The organism is Klebsiella grimontii (assembly GCF_900200035.1).
Lineage (GTDB): Bacteria > Pseudomonadota > Gammaproteobacteria > Enterobacterales > Enterobacteriaceae > Klebsiella > Klebsiella grimontii.
Genome location: NZ_FZTC01000022.1, coordinates 292,976 through 314,144 on the forward strand (window position 1 = coordinate 292,976; position 21,169 = coordinate 314,144).

Below are 21,169 nucleotides of genomic sequence, written 5' to 3' on the forward strand. Positions count from 1 at the left end.
CTTTCCTCATAGTATGTAAAGCGTGGCCTTAGTGCAGGTCTTCCGGCCACGGGAACTGTTCTGCCGTCAAGGGCGGCGTTTGGTAATATTCTTGCAGCGCCTTAATGAAACGCGCGGGACGCTCGGGGATCCCCTGCTCCAGATAGGTCATCACCTGGGCATGCACACGCCGCTGAAAAGCGATGCGGTCGGGTTCAAAATCCCCCTCCAGGTTGTCGCAACTGACGTTAAATGGATATCCCGCCGCCACGCAAAACAGCCAATCGAATGCCTGAGGCTTCACCTCGACGTCTTCAAATTTAGACTGAGTCATCGCGTCGCGACCGTCCGGGCAGTACCAGTAACCGAAATCAACCTGCTCGCGGCGCGCCTTTCCGGCAATGCACCAGTGCGATATCTCGTGCAGTCCGCTGGCATAAAAGCCGTGGGCAAAGACGATGCGGTTGTAAGGCACGTCATCATCTGCCGGAAGATAGATCGGTTCGTCATCGCCTTTAATCAGACGGGTATTAAAATCGTCAGCAAAACAGCCGTCGAAGATCGCGATCAGCTGTTCGTATTTATGCGTGCTGTTCATTAGTTCATCCCCAGCCAGTGGAGGATCTCCTGTCCATGGCTGTCATAAAGCAGTTTTGCACTCATCACCGCCGACACCACGACGATCATCGGTCGAATCAGTGACTGTCCTTTGCTCAGCACTAGCCGCGATCCCGCGCGAGCGCCGATAAATTGCCCGGCCATCATCACAAAGCCGGTAGCCCAAATGACCTTGCCGCCGATGATGAACAGCAGCAGGCCGCCAACGTTAGACGTCGCGTTCAGCAATTTCGCATGTGCGGTCGATTTCGCCAGGTTGAACCCGGCCAGCGTGACGAACGCCAGCGCGTAAAAAGATCCGGCGCCCGGGCCAAAGAAACCGTCGTAAAAGCCAACGCAGCCGCCGGCGATCAGGGCAAACGGCAGGCCATACAGACGGCGCTGCCGGTCCTCTTCGCCGAGCTTCGGCATCAACAGAAAATAGAGGCCGATACCGATAACCAGAATGGGCAGTATTTGCTTAAGAACGTCGGACTGAACGTGCTGAACCAGCAGCGCGCCGCCGGTCGAGCCGAGAAAGGTCATCAGAATATTCAGCTTCTGATCGGCCAGATTCACCACCTTGCGGCGAATGAAATACAGCGAAGCGGACAGCGACCCGCCGCAGGCCTGCAGCTTGTTGGTGGCCAGCGCCTGCGCAGGGGGAAGACCCGCCGCCATCAGGGCCGGAACGGTCAATAACCCGCCGCCGCCCGCCAGAGAATCGATGAAACCCGCCAGAATGGCCACGAAGAACAGTACGACCAGTACCGTCGGTGACACCATAAAAACGTCGATAAAACTATCCATTAAAGAATATGCTCATCCAGTAGCGCCTGGCAGGAAGGCGGCAGCGGAGGCGGCGTCTTCTTCACAGGAGGGGTTGATCCGGGTTTAGGGGGTTCAAACCAGCTTTGCAATTCCGCGCCGCAGCCATCGCCAGCCGGAGGCGGGGCCTGATCTTCACACTCGAGGCTGCCGGCCGGGCAGCGCAAGCGTACGTGCATATGCGCGCGGTGCTGGAACCACGGGCGGACCTTGCGTAGCCAGTCGCGATCGTTACCGGCATCCAGGCACAGTTGCTGCTTAATCGCCGGGTTGACGAAAATACGCGTGACTTCGCTATCTTCCGCCGCCATCTTAATCAGCTGGCTGATTTGCGGGCTCCATAGCGACGGTACCACGCGCTTGCCGTCGCGGGCCACCAGATCCAGAGCCTGTGGTTTCAGCAGCTGAGCTGAACTCCAGCGCGCCTGCGGCAACTGAAGAAAAATATCGACGTCCAGCCCGGACTGATGGCTGGCGTGGCCGCCGTTAAAGCGTCCCCCGGCCGGCATACCCATGTCGCCAATCAGCACCGTCCCCATGCCTTTATTGTGCACCTGATTGCTCAGACGTTGAATAAACTGCACGAGGTCCGGATGGCCGAAGTAGCGGTTCTGATCGGTACGCATCACCTGATAGCCGGTGGCGTTTAACGGCAGCGCCTGGGCGCCAACGATACAGCCATTGGCAAAGGCGCCAATGGACTGCGGGCTGCCGCTAACGGGCTGCGTGATTTTCTGCCACGGCGTTGCCGCCAGGCTGGTAGCGCTGGCGAGGAGCGCCAGCAGTGCGATAACGGTTTTTTTCATCTATTACCAGCGTGGAATTGATGTCGTCACGTCGCCGTTTTGCGCGCGCTGACGCATAAAGTGATCCATTAACACGATCGCCAGCATCGCTTCGGCAATAGGTACCGCACGAATACCGACGCATGGATCGTGACGCCCTTTGGTGATCATCTCGACTTCTTCGCCAAAGCGATTGATCGTGTGTCCAGGTACGGTGATGCTTGAGGTCGGCTTCAGCGCGATATTCGCCACGATCTGCTGACCGCTGCTGATGCCGCCGAGAATGCCGCCCGCGTGGTTGCTCTGGAAGCCCGCTTTGGTAATTTCATCGCGGTTTTCGCTGCCGCGCAGTTTCACCACCTCAAAACCATCGCCAATTTCCACGCCCTTCACCGCATTGATGCTCATCAGCGCGTGCGCGATATCGGCATCCAGGCGGTCGAATACCGGCTCGCCCAGCCCCGGCGGTACGCCATCGGCCACCACGGTAACCTTCGCCCCGATGGAGTCGCCCTCTTTTTTCAGGCCGCGCATCAGTTCATCAAGCGCTTCGATTTTGTCCGGATCCGGGCAGAAGAACGGGTTCTGCTCTACCTGATCCCACGCTTTTATCGCCAGCGGGATATCGCCCATCTGGGTCAGGCAACCGCGAATCACAATACCGAATTTCGCGGCGAGGAATTTCTTGGCAATCGCCCCGGCGGCCACGCGCATGGCGGTTTCACGCGCAGAGGAACGACCGCCGCCGCGATAGTCGCGCAGACCATATTTCTGCTCGTAGGTGTAGTCAGCGTGTCCCGGACGGAAAACGTCCTTAATGGCGCCGTAGTCCTGAGAACGCTGGTCGGTATTCTCAATCAGCAGGCCAATGCTGGTCCCGGTGGTCACGCCCTCGAATACGCCGGAGAGGATCTTCACCTGGTCCGGCTCGCGGCGCTGGGTGGTATAGCGCGAGGTTCCCGGACGACGGCGATCGAGATCGTGCTGGAGATCGGCTTCGGTTAGCGGAATGCCTGGCGGCACGCCGTCAACGATGCAGCCCAGCGCCAGGCCATGCGATTCGCCGAACGTCGTGACGCGAAAGAGTTGTCCAATTGTGTTTCCTGCCATCACGGCTCCGTTTTTGTCGTTATGTTTGCGTGTTGTTTTAGTCTTTATAGATGCCGAAATGCGCGCGGGCGGCAATCAGCTGCGGTTTGGTCAGCATAAAGACGCCATCGCCGCCATTTTCAAACTCCAGCCAGGTAAACGGCACGTCAGGATATTGCTCCATCAGATGTACCATGCTGTTACCGACTTCACAAATCAGGATACCGTCATCGCTGAGATAATCCGGCGCGCAGGCCAGGATCCGGCGGGTCAACTTCAGGCCATCGCTGCCGGAAGCCAATCCCAGAACCGGTTCATGGCGATATTCGCCCGGCAGGTCGGACATATCTTCTTCATCAACGTACGGTGGATTGGTCACGATCAGATCGTATTGCACCTTCGGCAGATCGCGGAATAGATCGGAGCGAATCGGCGTCACGTTATGAATTAAGCCGTGATCTTCCACGTTCTGCTCGGTCACGGCCAGCGCGTCAAGAGAAATATCCACCGCATCGACTTCCGCTTCCGGGAAAGCGTATGCGCAGGCGATGGCGATACAGCCGCTGCCGGTGCACATATCGAGGATGTGCTGCGGATAGTGGTCAATCAGGCCGGAAAAATGGTTATTAATGAGTTCGCCAATCGGCGAGCGCGGCACCAGCACGCGCTCATCAACGTAAAACTCATGGCCGCAGAACCAGGCTTTGTTGGTCAGATAAGCGACCGGAATGCGCTCGTTAATACGGCGAATGACGCGCTCAACGATGCGATGTTTTTCGCTGGAAGTCAGACGCGCGGTACGCATATCTTCCGGAATATCAAGCGGCAGATACAGCGACGGCATCACCAGCTGTACGGCTTCATCCCACGGGTTATCAGTGCCGTGTCCGTACCAGATATTTGCAGCGCTGAAGCGGCTTACCGCCCAACGCAGCATGTCCTGAATGGTATGAAGCTCATTAACGGCTTCATCAACAAAAATTTTATCCACGCTATCCCCCAGGGCACGCTCTGCTATAAATTCGGCGGCTAGTTTGCCACGAAGACGGGGATAAATCAGCATTCTTAGGTCAGGCTGAAGGGGAAAAATAGGTTTTCCTTGCCTGGATGCGTGGCGAGTCGGGTAAACTACCGACAAAGAAAAAATGAGATCAGGTAATGAAAAAGAAAACATCGCTAAGCGAGGAGGATCAGGCATTGTTCCGGCAGCTGATGACCGGCACGCGTCAGATTAAGCAGGACACTATCGTTCATCGCCCGCTACGCAAAAAAATCGCTGAGGTCCCACCCAAGCGGCTGCTTCAGGAACAGGCTGACAATAGCCACTACTTTTCCGATGAGTTTCAGCCGCTGCTGAATACTGAAGGCTCGGTGAAGTACGTGCGCTCGGACGTCAGCCACTTTGAGCTGAAGAAGCTGCGTCGGGGTGATTATTCGCCGGAGCTGTTTCTCGACCTGCACGGGTTAACCCAGCAGCAGGCCAAGCAGGAGCTGGGAGCCTTGATTGCCGCCTGTCGTCGCGAGCATGTATTCTGCGCTTGCGTGATGCACGGGCACGGGAAGCATATTCTCAAACAGCAGACGCCGCTGTGGCTGGCTCAGCACCCGCATATTATGGCGTTTCATCAGGCACCAAAAGAGTACGGCGGCGACGCCGCACTGCTGGTACTGATTGAAGTTGAAGAGTGGCAACCGCCGGAGCTTCCGTAAAACGTCAGCCCCGGAGGGGATCAGATAGCTTTCGCCATCTTCAAATTGCAGGGGCTCATTTGCCAGTTGAATTCGCCTTTGCCGCTGGCATCAAGCGTAACGCAGGCAATCGCCGAAGTGGTGAACATCGGGGGCGTTTCCCCCGGGCACAGCTCTGAGACGAGGTACCCCACCAGAGGGAGGTGGGACACGACCAGCGCCGTCGCCACACCTTCATTCGCCAGCGCCTGCAGATAAGCGCTAACCATGCCAACATCGCCGCACGGCGTGAGTTCCGGCATCACGTCGACATCTTTTGGCAGATTCATGCACTCCCCAACAATTTCCAGCGTCTGTTCTGCACGCAGGAAGGGACTCACAAGAACCCGCTCAATATCCACTTTTTGACCTTTCAGCCAGGTTGCCATCTGACGAGACTCATCGCAACCGCAGACGGTTAATGGACGAACCGAGTCACTGGCTGCATCGAGGGCAGCGTCGCCGTGACGCATGATAAAAACTTGCATATTGCACCGCTTTTGTTAACCAGAAGCACCGCGGTCTTACCGACGTAGACGATACGCAGGTGACCCGGTGGCCGGGCATTGTGCCTGATCCATTCAACGAATGAAACGCTGTTTTTTACCTCAATGGCGTAAGTATAGTCAACTATTGCTTACAAAATCGCCAAAGCGCAGCGCCGTACGTTGCCGGATTTACCTTCTTTGACCATAACTTAGGTCCTACGTTCCTCAGCGGGCCAAAAGGTCGCCCCCTGCTCGGCCATGTGTAACAAAGTGTCACATGGTGTAAAACGCGGGCCGTACTGAGCGGCCAGGCGCTGCAGTATCGCCGCGACCTCCCCCGCTCCCAGGGTATCCATATAGCGGAACGGGCCGCCAAGAAATGGCGGAAAACCAATGCCAAACACGGCGCCGATGTCGCCATCGCGGGCGCTGCGAACCACTCGCTCATCGAAGCAGCGCGCCGCTTCGTTAAGCATCATCATCACGCAACGTTCCGCCACCTGCTGTTCTGACAAGCGCGCCTGCGGAGAGGAAATACCCAGTAAAGAGTAGATAGCCGGGTCGGGCCGTTTTTTGCTTTTACGCCCTTTTGCCGCATAAAGATAGAAACCCCGGTTATTTTTTCTCCCTTTGCGATCGTCATTCAGAATCGAGCTAATGATGTTTGCAGGCGGGCTGAAACGTTCTCCCCACGCAGCTTCCAGCACCGGGATAATTTTGGTACCGGTATCGATCCCCACTTCATCAAGGAGCTGAATCGGGCCAACCGGAAAACCGAATTTAACCAAAGCGTTATCAATATGCTCTACCGGCTCGCCTTCCATCAACAGGCGCATGGCTTCATTTATGTAGGGGGCCAGAATGCGGTTAACATAAAAGCCCGCTTTATCGGCGACGACAATCGGCGTTTTCCCCTGCAGTTTCGCCAGCTTAACCGCTGTCGCAATTGTCTGCCGATCCGTACCGATATGGGGAATCACCTCCACCAGCGGCATTTTGTCTACCGGACTAAAGAAGTGAAGCCCGATGACCCGCTGCGGCCTGCTTGCCTGCGCCGCGATCTCGCCGATCGGTAAAGACGATGTATTAGAAGCAAAGATCGTCTCCGGACGACAGTGCTGTTCAACTTCGCTGACCATTTTTTGCTTGAGCGCAAGATCTTCAAATACCGCCTCGATCACCACATCGCGATGTGCGAATCCCTGGTAATCTAACGAGCCGGAAATTAATCCTATCTGGCGATCGCGCTCACTGGCGCGCAGATAGCGGCGACGCACCTGTTTGTCGAGCAGATCCCAGCTGTACTTCAGCGCGTGATTTATCCCGCGCGGCTGAATGTCCTTAATGCGTACCGGTAATCCGCCTTTGCATGCGGTGACGTAAGCGATACCGCCCCCCATCAGTCCTCCGCCAAGGATGCCCACGCTGCGCAGCGCGACGGGCTCAGCATCCGCGCCACGATCTTTTTTCAGATCGGTGCTGGCGAAAAAAATCGACCGTAGCGCCTGCGATTGCGGCGTCATCGCCAGTTCGCCAAAAGCGCGAGCCTCCTCTGCATAGCCGCTGCTGCAGCCCTGCGCCAGCCCGGTTTCCATCACCTGCAGAATGCGCTCAGTTGCCGGGTAGTTTCCCTGGGTTTTGTGATGCGTCTTTTTCGCTACCAGACGAAACAGCAGGCTGCGGCCAAGCGGGCCTGCGAGAATACGTTCGCGCGCCGGAACAGCGCGGCTTGCCGGGCGACCTTTGAGCGCCAGTTCAACCGCGGTTTGCAGAAGGATAGTCTGCGCCACCACCTCATCGACCAGCCCCGCCTTCAGGGCCTGACGCGGGCGAAGCTGCTTACCGGTGAGGATCATCTCCAGCGCGCCGCTGACGCCAATTAATCGCGGTAGGCGCTGAGTTCCTCCGGAGCCGGGCAGCAGCCCTAGCTGAACCTCCGGCAGACCAAGCCGGGTTTTATCGTCATCGCTACATACCCGCCCGTGGCAGGCCAGCGCCAGCTCAAGCCCGCCGCCCAGACATGCGCCGTGGATAGCGGCAATCACCGGAATCGACAGCCCGTGGATCTCGGCCATGATTTGCTGACCCTGGCGGGCCAGCGCTTCGGCTTCCTGAGCGGAATGGCAGCGGGCAATCATATTGATATCCGCCCCGGCGATAAAATTATCCGGTTTTGCCGAGATAAACACCGCGCCGCGCAGTTCTTTATTGTCACGGATCTGACGGATGATCCCCCGAACCTCGCTGGCGAACTCAGCTTTCAGGGTATTCATTTTTTCGCCGGGCGCGTCAATGGTGATGACGGCGATATTGTCCGGGCGAACCTCAAGCGTAAATGCCGATACGGTTTCCATTATTCGGCCTCCAGAACCATCGCTGAACCCAATCCACCCGCCGCACAGGCGGTGACCAGCCCAAATCCTCCGCCGCGACGGCGCAGCTCATGCAGCGTTTGGGTAATCATCCGCGCGCCGGTGGCGGCAAACGGATGACCGTAGGCAATCGAGCCGCCTAGCACGTTAAATTTACTCTCGTCCACTTCCCCGATCGCCTGAGAGCGGCCAAGCACTTCGCGGGCAAAGCGATCGCTGGCCATACAGTGCAGGTTAGCCAGCGTTTGCGCGGCAAAAGCTTCGTGCATATCAATCAGGGTCAAATCAGCCAGCGTCAGCCCCGCTCTTTCCAGCGCCAGCGGCGTCGACCAGGCCGGGCCCAGCAGCATATCCTGGCGAACATCAATCGCGGTAAAAGCGTAGCTTCGCAGATAGCCCAACGGGACAAGACCCAGCTCTTTCGCCCGGGACTCGGTCATCAGAATCACCGCCGCTGCCCCATCGGTCAACGGCGTACTGTTAGCGGCGGTCACGCTCCCGTGTTGGCGATCGAAGGCCGGGCGTAACTTTTGGTAATCCGCCAGGGTTGAATTTTTACGAATATTATTATCCTGTTCCAGCGGCTCACGGAACGGCGGCGTATACGCCGTCATCACTTCTGCCGATAGCTTCCCTTCCTCCCAGGCTTTGGCGGCAAGCTGGTGCGAACGAAGCGCCAGCGCATCCTGCCGTTCGCGGGTGATACCCCAGGTTTTCGCCATTTGTTCGGCGGTATCCCCCATTCGCAGGCCGGTTGAGTATTCGGCAACGGCTGGCGGTACGGGCAAAAGGTCGCGAAAACGCAGACGGGAAAATAGCTTAAGGCGCTGCCCCAGCGTACGGGCTTTATTGGCATCCACCAGCGTTCGGGCAAGTTTTTTGCTGACACCAATGGGTAATACGGAAGAGGAGTCGGCCCCGCCGGCGATACCCGCGCGAATAGTGCCTGCCATCAGGCTTTCCGCGACGTTGGCCACCGCCTGAAAGCTGGTCGCGCAGGCGCGGCTGACGCTGTAGGCATCAGTATGCACGCTCATACCGGTCCCCAGTACAATTTCCCGGGCAATATTCGGCGCTTCCGGCATCTGCACCACCTGACCAAATACCAGCTGTTCTATTATGTCCGCGGGGATAGTACTGCGAGCCAGCATTTCGCCGACCACCAGTTTACCTAAATCAACGGCCGGCACGCCGTGGAAAGCCGTCGCCTGTCGGGCAAACGGAGTACGTAAACCGCTGACTATCGCGATACGATCGCCCTGGCGGGTGACTAGCGGTAATGCCTGACTCATAACGCTCCCCTGTTAACCGATAAAACAAAGTGGTCTGACCTGATAACAGTTTTAACTAATATTTTACATTAAGCCAATCGGGGAAGCGAAAAAGTGGGAGCCAAAACACATTGATTAGAAAAGGTAACGCCCCTGCCATGAGGGGCGTCCGGGGAAAGGATTAGCGCAGGCCGAGCTGGAAAATCAGGGTTTCAGCTTCACAGCTGAACACGAAATCGATATCCAGCTTCACGCCACCCTCTACGTCTGTAAAGGTCGGGGTGATTTTGCACGGCTCAGATTCAACGTTACGCGCTCTTTCGCTTAATGCGGCGAGCGTTTCTTCTGCCTCGGCACGGTTCGCAAACACGCGGCTATAGGATGCGGTGCAATCGGTGTTGTCCATAATGGTGCCAACATCCATACAGCAGCAAACCGGGGTTTCATCAGCACTGCATTTACTCATCGTAGATTTCCTCTGTATATGCACTCAAAGTGCCAGACAAACAATGTGCTTATTTTACGCCCAGGGCATGCCAGCCTCCAGTCGTTAATGGCGACAAACGGGATAAGTGACCGAAATCACACTTAAAAATGATCCAAAACAAAAACCGCCCACTTTGGGTATCAGCTGCCCCAGCAAAATTGCCAACTGGATCGCGTTTCTTAGATCACAATTGAAAAAACTTATAAACAAACTTGCAACATATCATCTGGTCAGACCTATACTCAGCGCACTGGTCTGATTTCTCTGTTGTAAAGCAGACCCTACACTTCGCGCTCCTGTTACAGCATGTAACATTGTTTAAATAAAAAATAACTCTATGAGGTTATGGGCATGAGCCAGAAAACCCGCCTTACCCAATCTGCCCTTGCAGTGGCTGTAGCAATGGTTTCAACCCAGGCCTGGTCAGCAGGCTTTCAGCTTAACGAATTCTCTTCATCGGGCCTTGGTCGCGCCTATTCAGGTGAAGGCGCTATTGCTGATGATGCGGGCAACGCCAGCCGTAACCCGGCGTTAATTATGATGTTCGACCGTCCAACCTTCTCGGGCGGCGCCATTTTCGTCGATCCTGATGTCAACGTCACCGGCAGTTCAGTTATCGGTAATGATGCCAGCCAGGACAATATCGCGCCAACCGCATGGGTGCCGAATCTGCACTTCGTGGCGCCGATTAACGACCAGTTCGGTTGGGGGGCCTCCCTCACGTCGAACTATGGTTTAGCCACCGAGTTCAACAACGATTTTGCCGCAGGCTCGATGGGCGGTACGACCGATCTCGAAACGCTCAACCTGAACCTGAGCGGCGCATATCGCCTCAACGACCACTGGAGTTTTGGTTTGGGCTTTGACGCCGTCTACGCGCGGGCGAAATTAGAGCGCTATGCGGGCGATTTACCGGATATCATCGGCGCTCAGCTACCGGGAATGGTGAAAGCAGGCAAACTCTCCCCGGCTCAGGCGGCGGCAATTGGTCAACAGGCCGGCGGTATCAGCCGCGACACCCAAATTGCTCGTCTGAAGGGGGATGAATGGGGCTTCGGCTGGAATGCCGGTATTTTATATGAAGTCGATAAAAACAACCGCTACGGTTTGACCTATCGCTCTGAAATTAAAGTTGATTTTGATGGGGATTATAAGAGCAGCCTGCCGTCTTCCCTCAACCCCATCAACTCTGCTCTGGGCCTGGGCCTGCCGTACGGCACCGGCGGCTCCACGATTGGCGGTTCTCTGACGTTGAATCTGCCAGAAATGTGGGAAATTTCAGGGTATAACCGCGTGGCGCCAAAATGGGCCGTTCACTACAGTCTGGCTTACACCAGTTGGAGCCAGTTCCAGGAGCTGAAAGCAACCAAAACCAGCGGTGGCGAAACACTGTTCTATAAAGACGAAGGTTTTAAAGATTCCTACCGTATCGCGCTGGGTACCACCTATTATCATGACGATAACTGGACCTTCCGTACCGGTATCGCCTTTGATGATAGCCCGGTACCGGCTTCCAATCGCTCTATCTCTATTCCGGACCAGGATCGCCTGTGGCTCAGCGCCGGTACGACTTACGCCTTTAATAAAGATGCCTCAGTCGACGTCGGTGTGTCCTATATGCACGGTCAGCACGTTGAATTTACAGAAGGGCCATATACCTTTAAATCAGAAGGTAAAGCCTGGCTCTACGGCGCGAACTTCAACTACCGTTTCTGATCCTCAGCAGCAACAAAAAAGGGTGAACATCATGTTCACCCTTTTTACTTTCAACCCGTCGGTTACTGTGAATCGATATCTTTAAGATCGCCCTCAATCGCCTGGGCGTTGGGGTTCTCATTCGGAGAAAGTTTACCGCCGTTGGCGATAAAGTCGTGACGCTGGAAGTAGGCTTCACGCATTAAGATATACGGATCGGAGGACTGACGAAGCAAGCCGTCTGAATCCAGCAGCTGCGCGCGCGTTTCAACGCCCTCAACCATCCATTTACCGATAGACATCGGCCATGTCAGCCAGGAAAGAACCGGATACAAGTCATCCGCCATATCCCCCCCCTCATCACGCAGGGTGAAGCTGCCGTAGAAAGGCAATTGCACATATGGACCATAACCGACGCCATAGTGACCCAGCGTGCTACCGAAGCGCGCAGGCTCAACGCGCTGCAGTTTCGGATTCGCCATCCCGGCCACATCAACCAGGCCCCCCATCCCAAGGATGGTGTTCAGGAAGAAACGCGTAAAGTGCACCATTCCTTTATAGGGATCGCCTTTCAGGAAGGAGTTCACCATTACCGCCGGCTCTTCAAGGTTGCTGGTAAAATTACTCAGACCATTACGCGCAGGCTGCGGAACATAATCACGCCACGCCACCGCGACCGGGCGAAGGACATAGGGATCGACAACATTAAAGTTGAAGTTGAACATGGTACGGTTAAAGCCTTCAAGCGGATCTGAACGCCCCTGCGGTTGATCGCCAGAACTAGAACTGGCGCATCCCACCAGCAATGTGGCGCCAAGCGCAAGCGCCGACAGGCGAAAATTCATAGGTGTCTCCCTGTTAATTTTAGCTATCGCTGGGGGTTATCGGGGGACAGCTGCCTCCATTAAGATATCGCCCGTAAGCATGTGCCTGCTTTCAGCATAGCCTTTTTTAGCATCATTGTTGATGTCCCGATTCTATACACATTTTGCAATTTCCGTATTGCTAATCTTGTCATTGTGAAGAATTTAGGAGCTTATCCGACCCGAACAGCCGAAACCGCTCTACGATTATAATAAAGACCCATCGTTGAGGAAAAGTGATGAAACCGCAAACTCACCATGATAGTGAAGATGTTGAGGTAGAAAGTGATGAAAAACAGAATGGTGAAGAAATTGAGGTTGATGAAGAACGGCTGCCTTCACAGGCAATGGCTACCCATGAAGTGATTCGCCAGGAAGGTGAGAAAGAGCTTGAGCGCGATGCTATGGCGCTACTATGGTCAGCGATTGCCGCCGGACTTTCAATGGGGGCTTCGCTGGTCGCCAAAGGTATCTTCCATGTCCATCTTAGCGAACTTCCCGGTGGTTTTTTGCTGGAAAATCTCGGCTACACCTTTGGTTTTGTAATCGTCATCCTCGCTCGCCAACAACTGTTTACCGAGAACACCGTGACCGCCGTCCTGCCGATTATGCATAAGCCCACGCTCGGCAATATCGGCCTGCTGTTGCGTCTATGGGGAGTCGTACTGGCGGGTAACTTAATCGGAACCGCTATCGCAGCATGGGCGTTCGATGTCATGCCTGTTTTTGATGAGCCCACTCGCGAGGCTTTTCTCAAAATTAGCCTGAAGGTGATGCAAAATCCGCCGCTGGAGATGTTTGCCAATGCGATTATCTCCGGATGGCTGGTCGCGACCATGGTATGGATGTTTCCTGCCGCGGGTTCCGCAAAGATTATCGTCATCATCCTGATGACGTGGCTTATCGCCCTGGCAGACACCACTCATATCGTGGTTGGCAGTGTCGAAATTTTCTATCTGGTGTTCAACGGAGCGCTGCCGTGGCAGGAATTTATCTGGCCTTTCGCTCTGCCAACGCTTGCCGGCAACATATGCGGCGGGACCTTTATTTTCGCTTTATTAAGCCATGCGCAGATCCGCAATGACATGAGCCATGAGAAGAAAGCGCGTGCCGCTGAAGAGAGAAATAAACGCTAAGTGGCTATAGATTAAGCAGTTGGCCCGCACAAGCTTAACGCGCGCCGAAAATAACGCTATAATGCGGCGCGTCGTCCCCTTAGTTAAATGGATATAACGAGCCCCTCCTAAGGGCTAGTTGCAGGTTCGATTCCTGCAGGGGACATTCTCATCAGTTTTTCCAGACCAACAGTTAACGCCCTTCAGGTAACGCCCTTCATTTTTCGCTTTCAGCGCACCAGCAAAGCCTGGCCGGTGGTGATTTAAGAAACCGATCTACAAATTCTTGCAGACCTGATGCTTCAGGGCAGATGAATATTATCATGCCACAGGCCGTAAGAGCGGTTAGTGGAAATAAACATCTAATATTGAGTTGTTCCAGCAAGGAACGCGCTATTGATGAGATTTAAATGCCCTCAACAAATAAATAACAAACAAATCATTCATAATAAAAATATATAATATGAATTATAATAAGTATATAGCTCATATCAAATTATAGGACTTCGAATTAATGTGAATTCAAGCTAAAAATCATATGAATCGTGCTAATTCATCAAAGCATTACTAACAAATACCGTATAAGATATTTTCACTGCCAAATTAACATCAACAACACAAAAGTAACCATCTCGTAAGAAGAAAGTAATTATGATTAGTAAAACCGAAAGAAATATATGGAAACAAAACAATATCCCGCCGTTAGAATATTGTTCCATTTCCCGCGCGCAAAAGCTGCTAGATTGTGAGATTGAAGATTTACTCCACTGGCATGATATCGGTGCAATAAACCTGTGCGTAAAATTAACTAGCATCACAGGAACGTTAAATATTGCTCTGACTCAGAATAAAGAAAGCATAAACAAACGCTCTCTTTATAGTGTGAATCAAAGCGATACTTTAAAAAAAAACGAAGCGACATGGTCGTATTATTCCAGGGTAGATCGAGTTTTAGAGCTGAAAGATAGCGTTTCGGCTATAGAGACGCAGCAAGGTAACCATGCAATACAAATCCAGCTTAAAGCGATTGTTTCTGGGCTTTGGTATGTTACCTCAAAAAATCTTGGAGAACTGCTAGAATGCCCCGAACACAACCATTTAGCAAAAGAGGTTAGTGCAATAAATCCTGCTAACAACACTCTTTTTTGCCATTTTTCTCCAGATAATAGTAGTAATCTGCCAATATCGATCAATAAAATTTACATTATCAGCAAGGATGTAGAGAAGATTTATGAGCATACCATAAGCAGTCGCCCCCTTGAGCTCGCCAGGGAGCCCACGATTATTTTAAATAAAAAGATCATTAATGAACCTCAATTCACTTTACAAAATAAAACCCTTACTGACTTCATTGATGAATTCATGAAATTAAACCCAGAGCTCGATAAGAAATCCCTCTACGTTAATGAGAATCTTGATGTGTAATATGAGGTTTGCGAAAAGAGTAAAAATGAGATAGATAGTGTTAACGCGGCGCTGAAAAATACAATAAATGATCCATAGCCGCCCTCTGATATTACAAAAATGTCAATTAGAATAGTCCGTGCTCTGCTGCCGAAGATAAGGTAATTTATAGCTAAAAATGCGGACAGGAGTATCTTTTCATCTGCTCGCTGGCTTTATACTTCACTCCCCTGTTTTACTATGATCTTTAGCTACTTCAGTTAAATTATCTCGTATCAACTAGCATAGCGCTTTGCCTGGCGATAGCGGCAAATTCGTGCATACCAGCATGGCCTCCGACTCCCTGAACGTTGTATCAACCAGACGGATCTTTCCAGTCGCTCAGAAGCCGTCAAATCTTCAGTTGGCGTACGCTTATTGCGGGAAGAAGCAAGCATTGCCTGTTTCATCGTCATACTCCGCAGACGAAGCGAAGGGGTATTGGTCAGCGGCATCCTGCTGGTACAGAGGGCAGCGGCCAAACTAACGGAGCGCTTCAGTTACCTATCCTGGCCAGGCTTAAAGGCACTGGCCTAATCGCTTATCGGCTCTACGGTTTTATTTCGCGCTTGTGTCTTAGCATTACTTTTCACCCTCGCACGCTCTTCGTACGAATAGCGCCTTTCGAAATGATTAACTTCCTGAATCCGCCCGCTATCCCTCCCCCGCTTTCAGGCAGAAAAAAGCCCAAAATCAAACAACTATATCAATACGAAAATCATCGTTGATGGCCGTCGCCAGAATAAAATTTAATACCGAATGAAATTAATGTGTCGTCGAATCACGACACTCGTAAGTAACTAAAAATTAATAAAAAAATGGCTCTTGTTTCCCTCATTTTTTAGGCGTACATTAGCGCCATCTGGAGCAGTTTGAGCTCAGAATTTACAGCTATCGCCATCGGAAAAAGTGAATTTTTTGTGAGCGATAGTTGAACAAACAACGAAGGTCAAATTCATTTAAGGCGTCTCGCCGAGATCGCGGAGTGATGAGTCGTGAAATATTTTTTAATGGGCATTTCTTTTATGGTCATCGTTTGGGCCGGGACTTTCGCCCTGATGATCTAGCTGTAACGGTGTTAAAAAAAGGAGCCTCTCGGCTCCTTTTTTTATTCGTTGCTTTCGCTGGTTAGCTTCGTCGATGCGGGCAGCAGTCCGTCTGCACGGAACATGGATTTAATACCGCGCACCGCCTGGCGGATACGATCGCGATTCTCAATTAAAGCGAAGCGTACGTGGGTATCGCCATAATCCCCGAAGCCGATACCCGGCGAAACGCAGACTTTAGCATCCTGCAGCAGCTTTTTAGCGAACTCCAGCGAGCCCATCGCCGCATACTGTTCAGGGATCTTCGCCCATACATACATTGACGCCTTCGGACATTCCACCATCCATCCGGCCTCATGCAGCCCTTTCACCAGCACATCGCGACGGCGCTTATACTGCTCGGCAATGTCGCGAACGCACTGCTGATCGCCTTCAAGCGCCGCAATGGCTGCAACCTGTAGAGGGGTGAAGGTGCCGTAGTCGTGGTAGCTTTTAATACGCGCCAGCGCATTAACCAACGTTTTGTTGCCAACCATAAAGCCGATACGCCAGCCCGCCATATTGTAGCTTTTCGATAGCGTAAAGAATTCGACGGCGACATCTCGCGCACCGGGAACCTGCATAATAGAGGGCGCTTTCCAGCCATCATAAACAATATCGGCGTAGGCCAGATCGTGCACAACCAGTACGTCATAACGCTTCGCCAGCGCCACGACCTTCTCAAAGAACTCCAGTTCGACGCACTGCGCGGTCGGGTTGGAAGGGAAACCGAGGATCATCATTTTCGGCTTCGGGTAACTCTCACGAATGGCGCGCTCAAGCTCGTTAAAGAAATCTACGCCTTCAACCAGAGGTACCGAGCGCACCTGGGCTCCGGCGATCACCGCACCGTAAATGTGAATAGGATAGCTGGGATTGGGCACCAGTACGGTGTCGCCATGGTCAAGCGTCGCCAGCATCAGATGCGCCAGGCCCTCTTTTGAACCAATGGTCACTATCGCTTCTGATTCCGGATCGATCTCAACGTTATAACGCTCTTGATACCAACGTGAAATCGCCCGGCGCAGGCGCGGAATTCCGCGAGAGGTGGAATAGCCGTGCGTATCGGGACGCTGGGCAACGGTGCATAGCTTCTCGACGATATGCGGCGGGGTCGCGCCATCGGGGTTACCCATGCTGAAATCAATAATATCTTCGCCGCGGCGTCGCGCAGCCATTTTCAGTTCAGCGGTGATATTAAAAACGTACGGGGGGAGACGATCGATACGCGTAAAACGGCGTTCAGGACTGAATTCAGCCATAGATTCCTCGGATTAACGTTAGCGCCCGGACCGTCCGAGCGACGCTGCTGCATGTGCAGCACGTTTAGAAAATAACCCGAAAAAATTCCCGCTGTCGAGGGGAAAGGCAAAAAAAAATTCTGGCGTTAAAAACGGGCATCAATTCAGCAAAATAGGGCAGCAATGTTCTTTACCCACCTCGCTTAACTCATTAAAATTAACATATTGATATCTATAATTTTACTTGAATCATTTCTCATCGGTAGACGCTGTTGAATCTCAGGCCTTTATCATTAATCCCCTTTTATTTGTAATACTTTTCCCTATTCATCCCTTCAGCTGGCCTTCTGCCGCGAGGTTTTCTATCATATTGCTTTCTCGCGATTAACACGGCGCACACATGCACGAAATATTTACTATGCTGCTGGCGGTTTTTGACCGTGCGGCATTAATGCTGATTTGTCTCTTTTTCCTCATTCGCCTGCGCCTGTTTCGTGAACTTCTGCATAAATCCGCGCATACGCCAAAAGAGCTGCTGGCCGTTACCGCGATCTTCTCTCTCTTTGCCCTGTTCAGTACCTGGTCAGGCGTACCGGTCGAAGGATCGCTGGTCAACGTGCGTATTATCGCAGTCATGTCCGGCGGGATCCTATTCGGTCCCTGGGTTGGGGCGATTGTCGGCGCGATCGCCGGGATACATCGCTACCTGATCGATATCGATGGCGTCACCGCCGTCCCCTGTTTTATTACCAGCATCGTCGCCGGTCTGCTCTCCGGTTTTATCAGTCGTAAAGTACCGAAAGCGCAGCGCTGGAAAGCGGGGATCCTCGCCGGGATGCTATGTGAGACGTTAACCATGATCCTCGTGGTCGTATGGGCGCCTTCGTTGGCGTTGGGGATCGATATCGTGTCAAAAATCGGTATTCCGATGATCCTCGGCAGCGTATGTATCGGCTTTATCGTTTTGCTGGTGCAGAGCGTTGAGGGAGAAAAGGAAGCCAGCGCCGCCCGCCAGGCAAAACTGGCGCTCGACATCGCCAACAAAACGCTACCGCTGTTTCGCCACGTCAATAGCGAGTCCCTGCGTCAGGTATGCGATATTATCCGCCGCGATATCAATGCCGATGCTGTCGCCATTACCAATACCCAGCAGGTGATGGCCTACGTCGGTGTCGGGGAAATCAACTACCGCGATAACGACGACGTTATCAGCCCGACGACGCAGCAGGCGATCCGCTATGGAAAAATCATTATCAAAAACAATGATGAAGCTCATCGGACGCCGGAAATACACTCCATGCTGGTCATTCCGCTGTGGGAAAAAGGCGTCGTCACCGGTACGCTAAAAATCTATTACTGCCACGCGCACCGCATCACCTCTTCATTGCAGGAAATGGCGATTGGCCTGTCGCAAATCATCTCCACGCAGCTGGAGGTCTCCCGCGCTGAACAGCTCCGAGAAATGGCCAATAAAGCCGAACTGCGCGCGCTGCAGAGTAAAATTAATCCCCATTTCTTATTTAATGCCCTGAACGCCATTTCGTCGTCGATTCGCATGAATCCAGACACCGCGCGTCAGCTAATTTTTAATTTGTCGCGCTATTTACGCTACAACATTGAATTAAAAGATGATGAACAAATAGATATCAAAAGGGAGCTGTATCAAATCAAGGATTATATTGCGATTGAACAGGCTCGCTTCGGCGATAAGCTGACGGTGATTTATGATATTGATGATGAAGTCAGTTTTATGATCCCCAGCCTGCTTATTCAGCCGCTGGTGGAGAATGCTATCGTCCACGGAATTCAGCCCTGCAAAGGAAAAGGCGTGGTGACCATCGGCATTAATGAGTGCGGGAATCGAGTACGGATTAGCGTTCGCGATACGGGGAACGGTATCGACCCCGCGGTGGTAGCAAGGGTAGAAGCTGACGAAATGCCGGGAAATAAAATCGGTTTACTCAACGTTCATCACCGGGTCAAGCTACTGTACGGAGAAGGCCTGCATATCCGACGCCTGACGCCGGGGACCGAAATCGCTTTCTATGTGCCAACCCAATACGCGCCTCAGGTGGCTACGGAGTCGCTGCTGTCATGAGCGGAGATAAAATGAAAGTCATCATTGTGGAAGATGAGTTCCTCGCGCAGCAAGAGCTCACCTGGTTGATTAATACCCATAGCGAAATGGAGATTGTCGGTACCTTTGACGACGGACTCGATGTGCTGAAGTTTTTACAGCACAACAAAGTCGACGCTATTTTTCTCGATATCAACATCCCGTCGCTGGATGGCGTACTGCTGGCGCAAAACATCAGCCAGTTCGCGCATAAGCCCTTTATCGTTTTTATTACCGCGTGGAAAGAGCATGCGGTGGAAGCCTTTGAGCTGGAGGCGTTCGATTACATCCTTAAACCCTACCAGGAATCGCGCATTATCAACATGCTGCAAAAGCTGACCGGCGCCTGGCTGCAACAGCAGCAGGCTAGCACAGCTACCGGAGCAGCGCCCAATCCGACCCGGGAAAACGACACGATTAATCTGATTAAAGATGAGCGGATTATCGTCACCAGCATCCACGATATTTACTACGCGGAAGCACATGAAAAGATGACGTTTGTTTATACCCGGAAGGAATCGTTCGTGATGCCGATGAATATCACAGAATTCTGCAACAAGCTGCCGCCCGCACACTTTTTTCGCTGTCACCGCTCGTACTGCGTCAATCTGAACAAAATTCGCGAAATCGAACCCTGGTTCAACAACACCTATATTCTGCGGCTTCGTGACCTTGAGTTTCAGGTTCCGGTGAGCCGCAGCAAGGTGAAAGAGTTTCGCCAGCTCATGCATCTGTAGGATTTCTTACCCAAATAAACGTTTTATTCGGGTAAGATTCGGCGCTTACAGAACCTGCCCGAGCGTCTGACGCAGGTGCGCGCCGGAGCCCAGCAGTCCCGGATTGTCGTGAACGATCAGATACACCGGAATATCCTGGACGAAGGCTTTAAACCGGCCTTTATCTTCAAATCCGCCGCGAAAACCGGACGCTTTAAAGAATTCGAGGAAACGCGGCACAATGCCGCCAGCAATATACACGCCGCCAAAGGTACCGAGCGTCAGCGCCAGGTTACCGCCAAATCGCCCCATAATGACGCAAAACAGCGACAGGGCGCGACGACAATCGATGCAGGTATCGGCCAGCGCGCGTTCGGTGACATCTTTAGGCTGCAGGTTTTCCGGCAGACGCCCATCAGACTTAACGATCGCATGATAAAGATTGACCAACCCGGGCCCAGATAATACGCGTTCGGCGGAGACGTGCCCCAGCTCGGTACGCAGCTCTTCCAGAATAATGCCTTCTTCTTCGCTATTGGGCGCGAAATCCACATGGCCGCCCTCGCCCGGCAGACTCACCCAGCGTTTATCAACATGTACCAGATGAGCAACGCCCAGCCCGGTACCTGCGCCATAGACGGCAATCGGCTTACCTTCCACCGGCTTCGCGCCGCCAAACTGAATCAGATGTTCAGCTTTCAGCATGGGGATTGCCATCGACACCGCAGTAAAATCGTTAATGATTTCCAGATGCGAGAAACCCAGGTTCTTTTTCATCTCAGCGATAGAAAATGCCCAGGTGTGGTTGGTCATCGCCACCCAGTCGCCGGTAATCGGACAGGCGATGGCAATACAGCCGTCTTCTACCTGGACGTTATGCTCTTCCAGATAGACCTGAACAACGGCTTCAAGACTGGGATAATCGAGCCCGGAATAGGTCTTGGCACGGGATATTTCCCCGCTTGTAAGATCGCATAACGCCAGACGGGCATTCGTTCCGCCAACGTCCCCTACTAAAGCAAATTTTGTCATTCCGTTACGGCTCCGCTAAAGTCAAAATGATTCTTTGGCACACTCTAAATTCATGACGACCTAACAACAACGACCAACGTATAAGTGCCCTTTGTTTAGCGACCTATGTCACAGTTAGGCTGTAATTTATGAAAATATTGTGCGGCACGATCGTCAGGCTACCTCGTTACTTTATCGTTTCAGCACCATTTGCGCCAACGTCCTAAACGCGTACGGGCAAAGTAGTGCTTCGAAATTTT

At 52.8% G+C, this 21,169-nt stretch carries 19 protein-coding genes and 1 tRNA gene; 8 read left to right on the forward strand and 12 right to left on the reverse strand.

All coding sequences use genetic code 11. From position 1 onward, the window contains the following. Nucleotides 1–28: 28 nt before the first annotated feature. The 5 genes from KOSB73_RS22080 to prmB are packed head-to-tail and all read right to left on the reverse strand — an operon-like array spanning nucleotide 29 to nucleotide 4,269. Nucleotides 29–577: an elongation factor P hydroxylase gene (locus tag KOSB73_RS22080; RefSeq protein WP_004870863.1), complete on the reverse strand. Its 549-nt coding sequence runs from the start codon at nucleotides 575–577 to the stop codon at nucleotides 29–31. Next, nucleotides 577–1,386, reverse strand: a complete 810-nt coding sequence (locus tag KOSB73_RS22085; protein WP_024359293.1) for a sulfite exporter TauE/SafE family protein — start codon at nucleotides 1,384–1,386, stop codon at nucleotides 577–579. The genes KOSB73_RS22080 and KOSB73_RS22085 overlap by 1 nt, the downstream gene beginning before the upstream one ends. Next, a complete protein-coding gene (gene mepA, locus KOSB73_RS22090) occupies nucleotides 1,386–2,210 on the reverse strand; it encodes a penicillin-insensitive murein endopeptidase (protein WP_098141001.1) in 825 nt (274 codons plus the stop codon). Before mepA ends, KOSB73_RS22085 begins: the two co-directional genes overlap by 1 nt. A 3-nt stretch (nucleotides 2,211–2,213) precedes the next feature. Then, nucleotides 2,214–3,299, reverse strand: a complete 1,086-nt coding sequence (aroC, locus tag KOSB73_RS22095) for a chorismate synthase (RefSeq protein WP_004852905.1) — start codon at nucleotides 3,297–3,299, stop codon at nucleotides 2,214–2,216. A gap of 37 nt (nucleotides 3,300–3,336) precedes the next feature. Then, nucleotides 3,337–4,269, reverse strand: a complete 933-nt coding sequence (gene prmB / locus KOSB73_RS22100) for a 50S ribosomal protein L3 N(5)-glutamine methyltransferase (RefSeq protein WP_024359294.1) — start codon at nucleotides 4,267–4,269, stop codon at nucleotides 3,337–3,339. Nucleotides 4,270–4,436: 167 nt separating this feature from the next. Between prmB and smrB the strand changes: the two genes are divergently transcribed. Next, the gene (smrB, locus tag KOSB73_RS22105) at nucleotides 4,437–4,988 is read left to right on the forward strand and encodes an endonuclease SmrB (protein ID WP_004870851.1); all 552 of its coding nucleotides are present in this window, start codon (nucleotides 4,437–4,439) and stop codon (nucleotides 4,986–4,988) included. Nucleotides 4,989–5,008: 20 nt separating this feature from the next. On the opposite strand, the gene sixA is transcribed toward smrB, so the two are convergent. The 4 genes from sixA to KOSB73_RS22125 all read right to left on the reverse strand — a co-directional run bounded on the left by sixA (nucleotide 5,009) and on the right by KOSB73_RS22125 (nucleotide 9,603). Further along, nucleotides 5,009–5,494, reverse strand: coding sequence for a phosphohistidine phosphatase SixA (gene sixA / locus KOSB73_RS22110; protein WP_004870849.1), 486 nt, complete (start codon nucleotides 5,492–5,494; stop codon nucleotides 5,009–5,011). Between the two features lie 209 nt (nucleotides 5,495–5,703). Next, nucleotides 5,704–7,848, reverse strand: a complete 2,145-nt coding sequence (gene fadJ, locus KOSB73_RS22115; RefSeq protein WP_024359295.1) for a fatty acid oxidation complex subunit alpha FadJ — start codon at nucleotides 7,846–7,848, stop codon at nucleotides 5,704–5,706. After that, entirely contained in the window at nucleotides 7,848–9,158 is a 1,311-nt protein-coding gene (gene fadI / locus KOSB73_RS22120) for an acetyl-CoA C-acyltransferase FadI (protein ID WP_004123265.1), read from the reverse strand. The genes fadJ and fadI overlap by 1 nt, the downstream gene beginning before the upstream one ends. A gap of 160 nt (nucleotides 9,159–9,318) precedes the next feature. Next, the gene (locus KOSB73_RS22125) at nucleotides 9,319–9,603 is read right to left on the reverse strand and encodes a YfcZ/YiiS family protein (RefSeq protein ID WP_004870845.1); all 285 of its coding nucleotides are present in this window, start codon (nucleotides 9,601–9,603) and stop codon (nucleotides 9,319–9,321) included. 372 nt (nucleotides 9,604–9,975) lie between these two features. Here KOSB73_RS22125 and fadL point away from each other — a divergent pair, with 372 nt between their 5' ends. After that, nucleotides 9,976–11,340: a long-chain fatty acid transporter FadL gene (gene fadL, locus KOSB73_RS22130; RefSeq protein WP_049249965.1), complete on the forward strand. Its 1,365-nt coding sequence runs from the start codon at nucleotides 9,976–9,978 to the stop codon at nucleotides 11,338–11,340. Nucleotides 11,341–11,402: 62 nt separating this feature from the next. Here fadL and mlaA read toward each other — a convergent pair whose 3' ends face one another. Beyond that, nucleotides 11,403–12,164 carry a phospholipid-binding lipoprotein MlaA gene (mlaA, locus tag KOSB73_RS22135; RefSeq protein WP_004870841.1) on the reverse strand — a complete coding sequence of 254 codons (762 nt, stop codon included), beginning with the start codon at nucleotides 12,162–12,164 and terminating at the stop codon, nucleotides 11,403–11,405. Between the two features lie 257 nt (nucleotides 12,165–12,421). Here mlaA and KOSB73_RS22140 point away from each other — a divergent pair, with 257 nt between their 5' ends. The 4 genes from KOSB73_RS22140 (at nucleotide 12,422) to ypdK (ending at nucleotide 15,807) form a co-directional block, all read left to right on the forward strand. Then, entirely contained in the window at nucleotides 12,422–13,318 is an 897-nt protein-coding gene (locus tag KOSB73_RS22140) for a formate/nitrite transporter family protein (protein WP_004870839.1), read from the forward strand. A gap of 73 nt (nucleotides 13,319–13,391) precedes the next feature. Beyond that, nucleotides 13,392–13,463, forward strand: a tRNA-Arg gene (locus KOSB73_RS22145). A 485-nt stretch (nucleotides 13,464–13,948) separates the two neighbouring features. After that, entirely contained in the window at nucleotides 13,949–14,722 is a 774-nt protein-coding gene (locus tag KOSB73_RS22150; RefSeq protein ID WP_004870838.1) for a hypothetical protein, read from the forward strand. A gap of 1,013 nt (nucleotides 14,723–15,735) precedes the next feature. After that, nucleotides 15,736–15,807: a membrane protein YpdK gene (gene ypdK, locus KOSB73_RS22155; RefSeq protein WP_077777854.1), complete on the forward strand. Its 72-nt coding sequence runs from the start codon at nucleotides 15,736–15,738 to the stop codon at nucleotides 15,805–15,807. 41 nt (nucleotides 15,808–15,848) lie between these two features. Here ypdK and alaC read toward each other — a convergent pair whose 3' ends face one another. After that, entirely contained in the window at nucleotides 15,849–17,087 is a 1,239-nt protein-coding gene (gene alaC / locus KOSB73_RS22160; RefSeq protein ID WP_004123291.1) for an alanine transaminase, read from the reverse strand. Nucleotides 17,088–17,484: 397 nt separating this feature from the next. On the opposite strand from alaC, the gene KOSB73_RS22165 reads away from it, so the two are divergent. Both KOSB73_RS22165 and KOSB73_RS22170 read left to right on the forward strand, forming a co-directional pair. After that, the gene (locus tag KOSB73_RS22165) at nucleotides 17,485–19,164 is read left to right on the forward strand and encodes a sensor histidine kinase (RefSeq protein ID WP_162685387.1); all 1,680 of its coding nucleotides are present in this window, start codon (nucleotides 17,485–17,487) and stop codon (nucleotides 19,162–19,164) included. Nucleotides 19,165–19,175: 11 nt separating this feature from the next. Beyond that, entirely contained in the window at nucleotides 19,176–19,919 is a 744-nt protein-coding gene (locus KOSB73_RS22170; RefSeq protein WP_004870833.1) for a LytR/AlgR family response regulator transcription factor, read from the forward strand. A 45-nt stretch (nucleotides 19,920–19,964) separates the two neighbouring features. Here the strand turns inward: KOSB73_RS22170 and glk are convergent, their stop codons facing one another. Further along, complete coding sequence (glk, locus tag KOSB73_RS22175; protein WP_004870830.1) at nucleotides 19,965–20,930, reverse strand: glucokinase; 966 nt, start codon at nucleotides 20,928–20,930, stop codon at nucleotides 19,965–19,967. Nucleotides 20,931–21,169 lie beyond the last annotated feature (239 nt).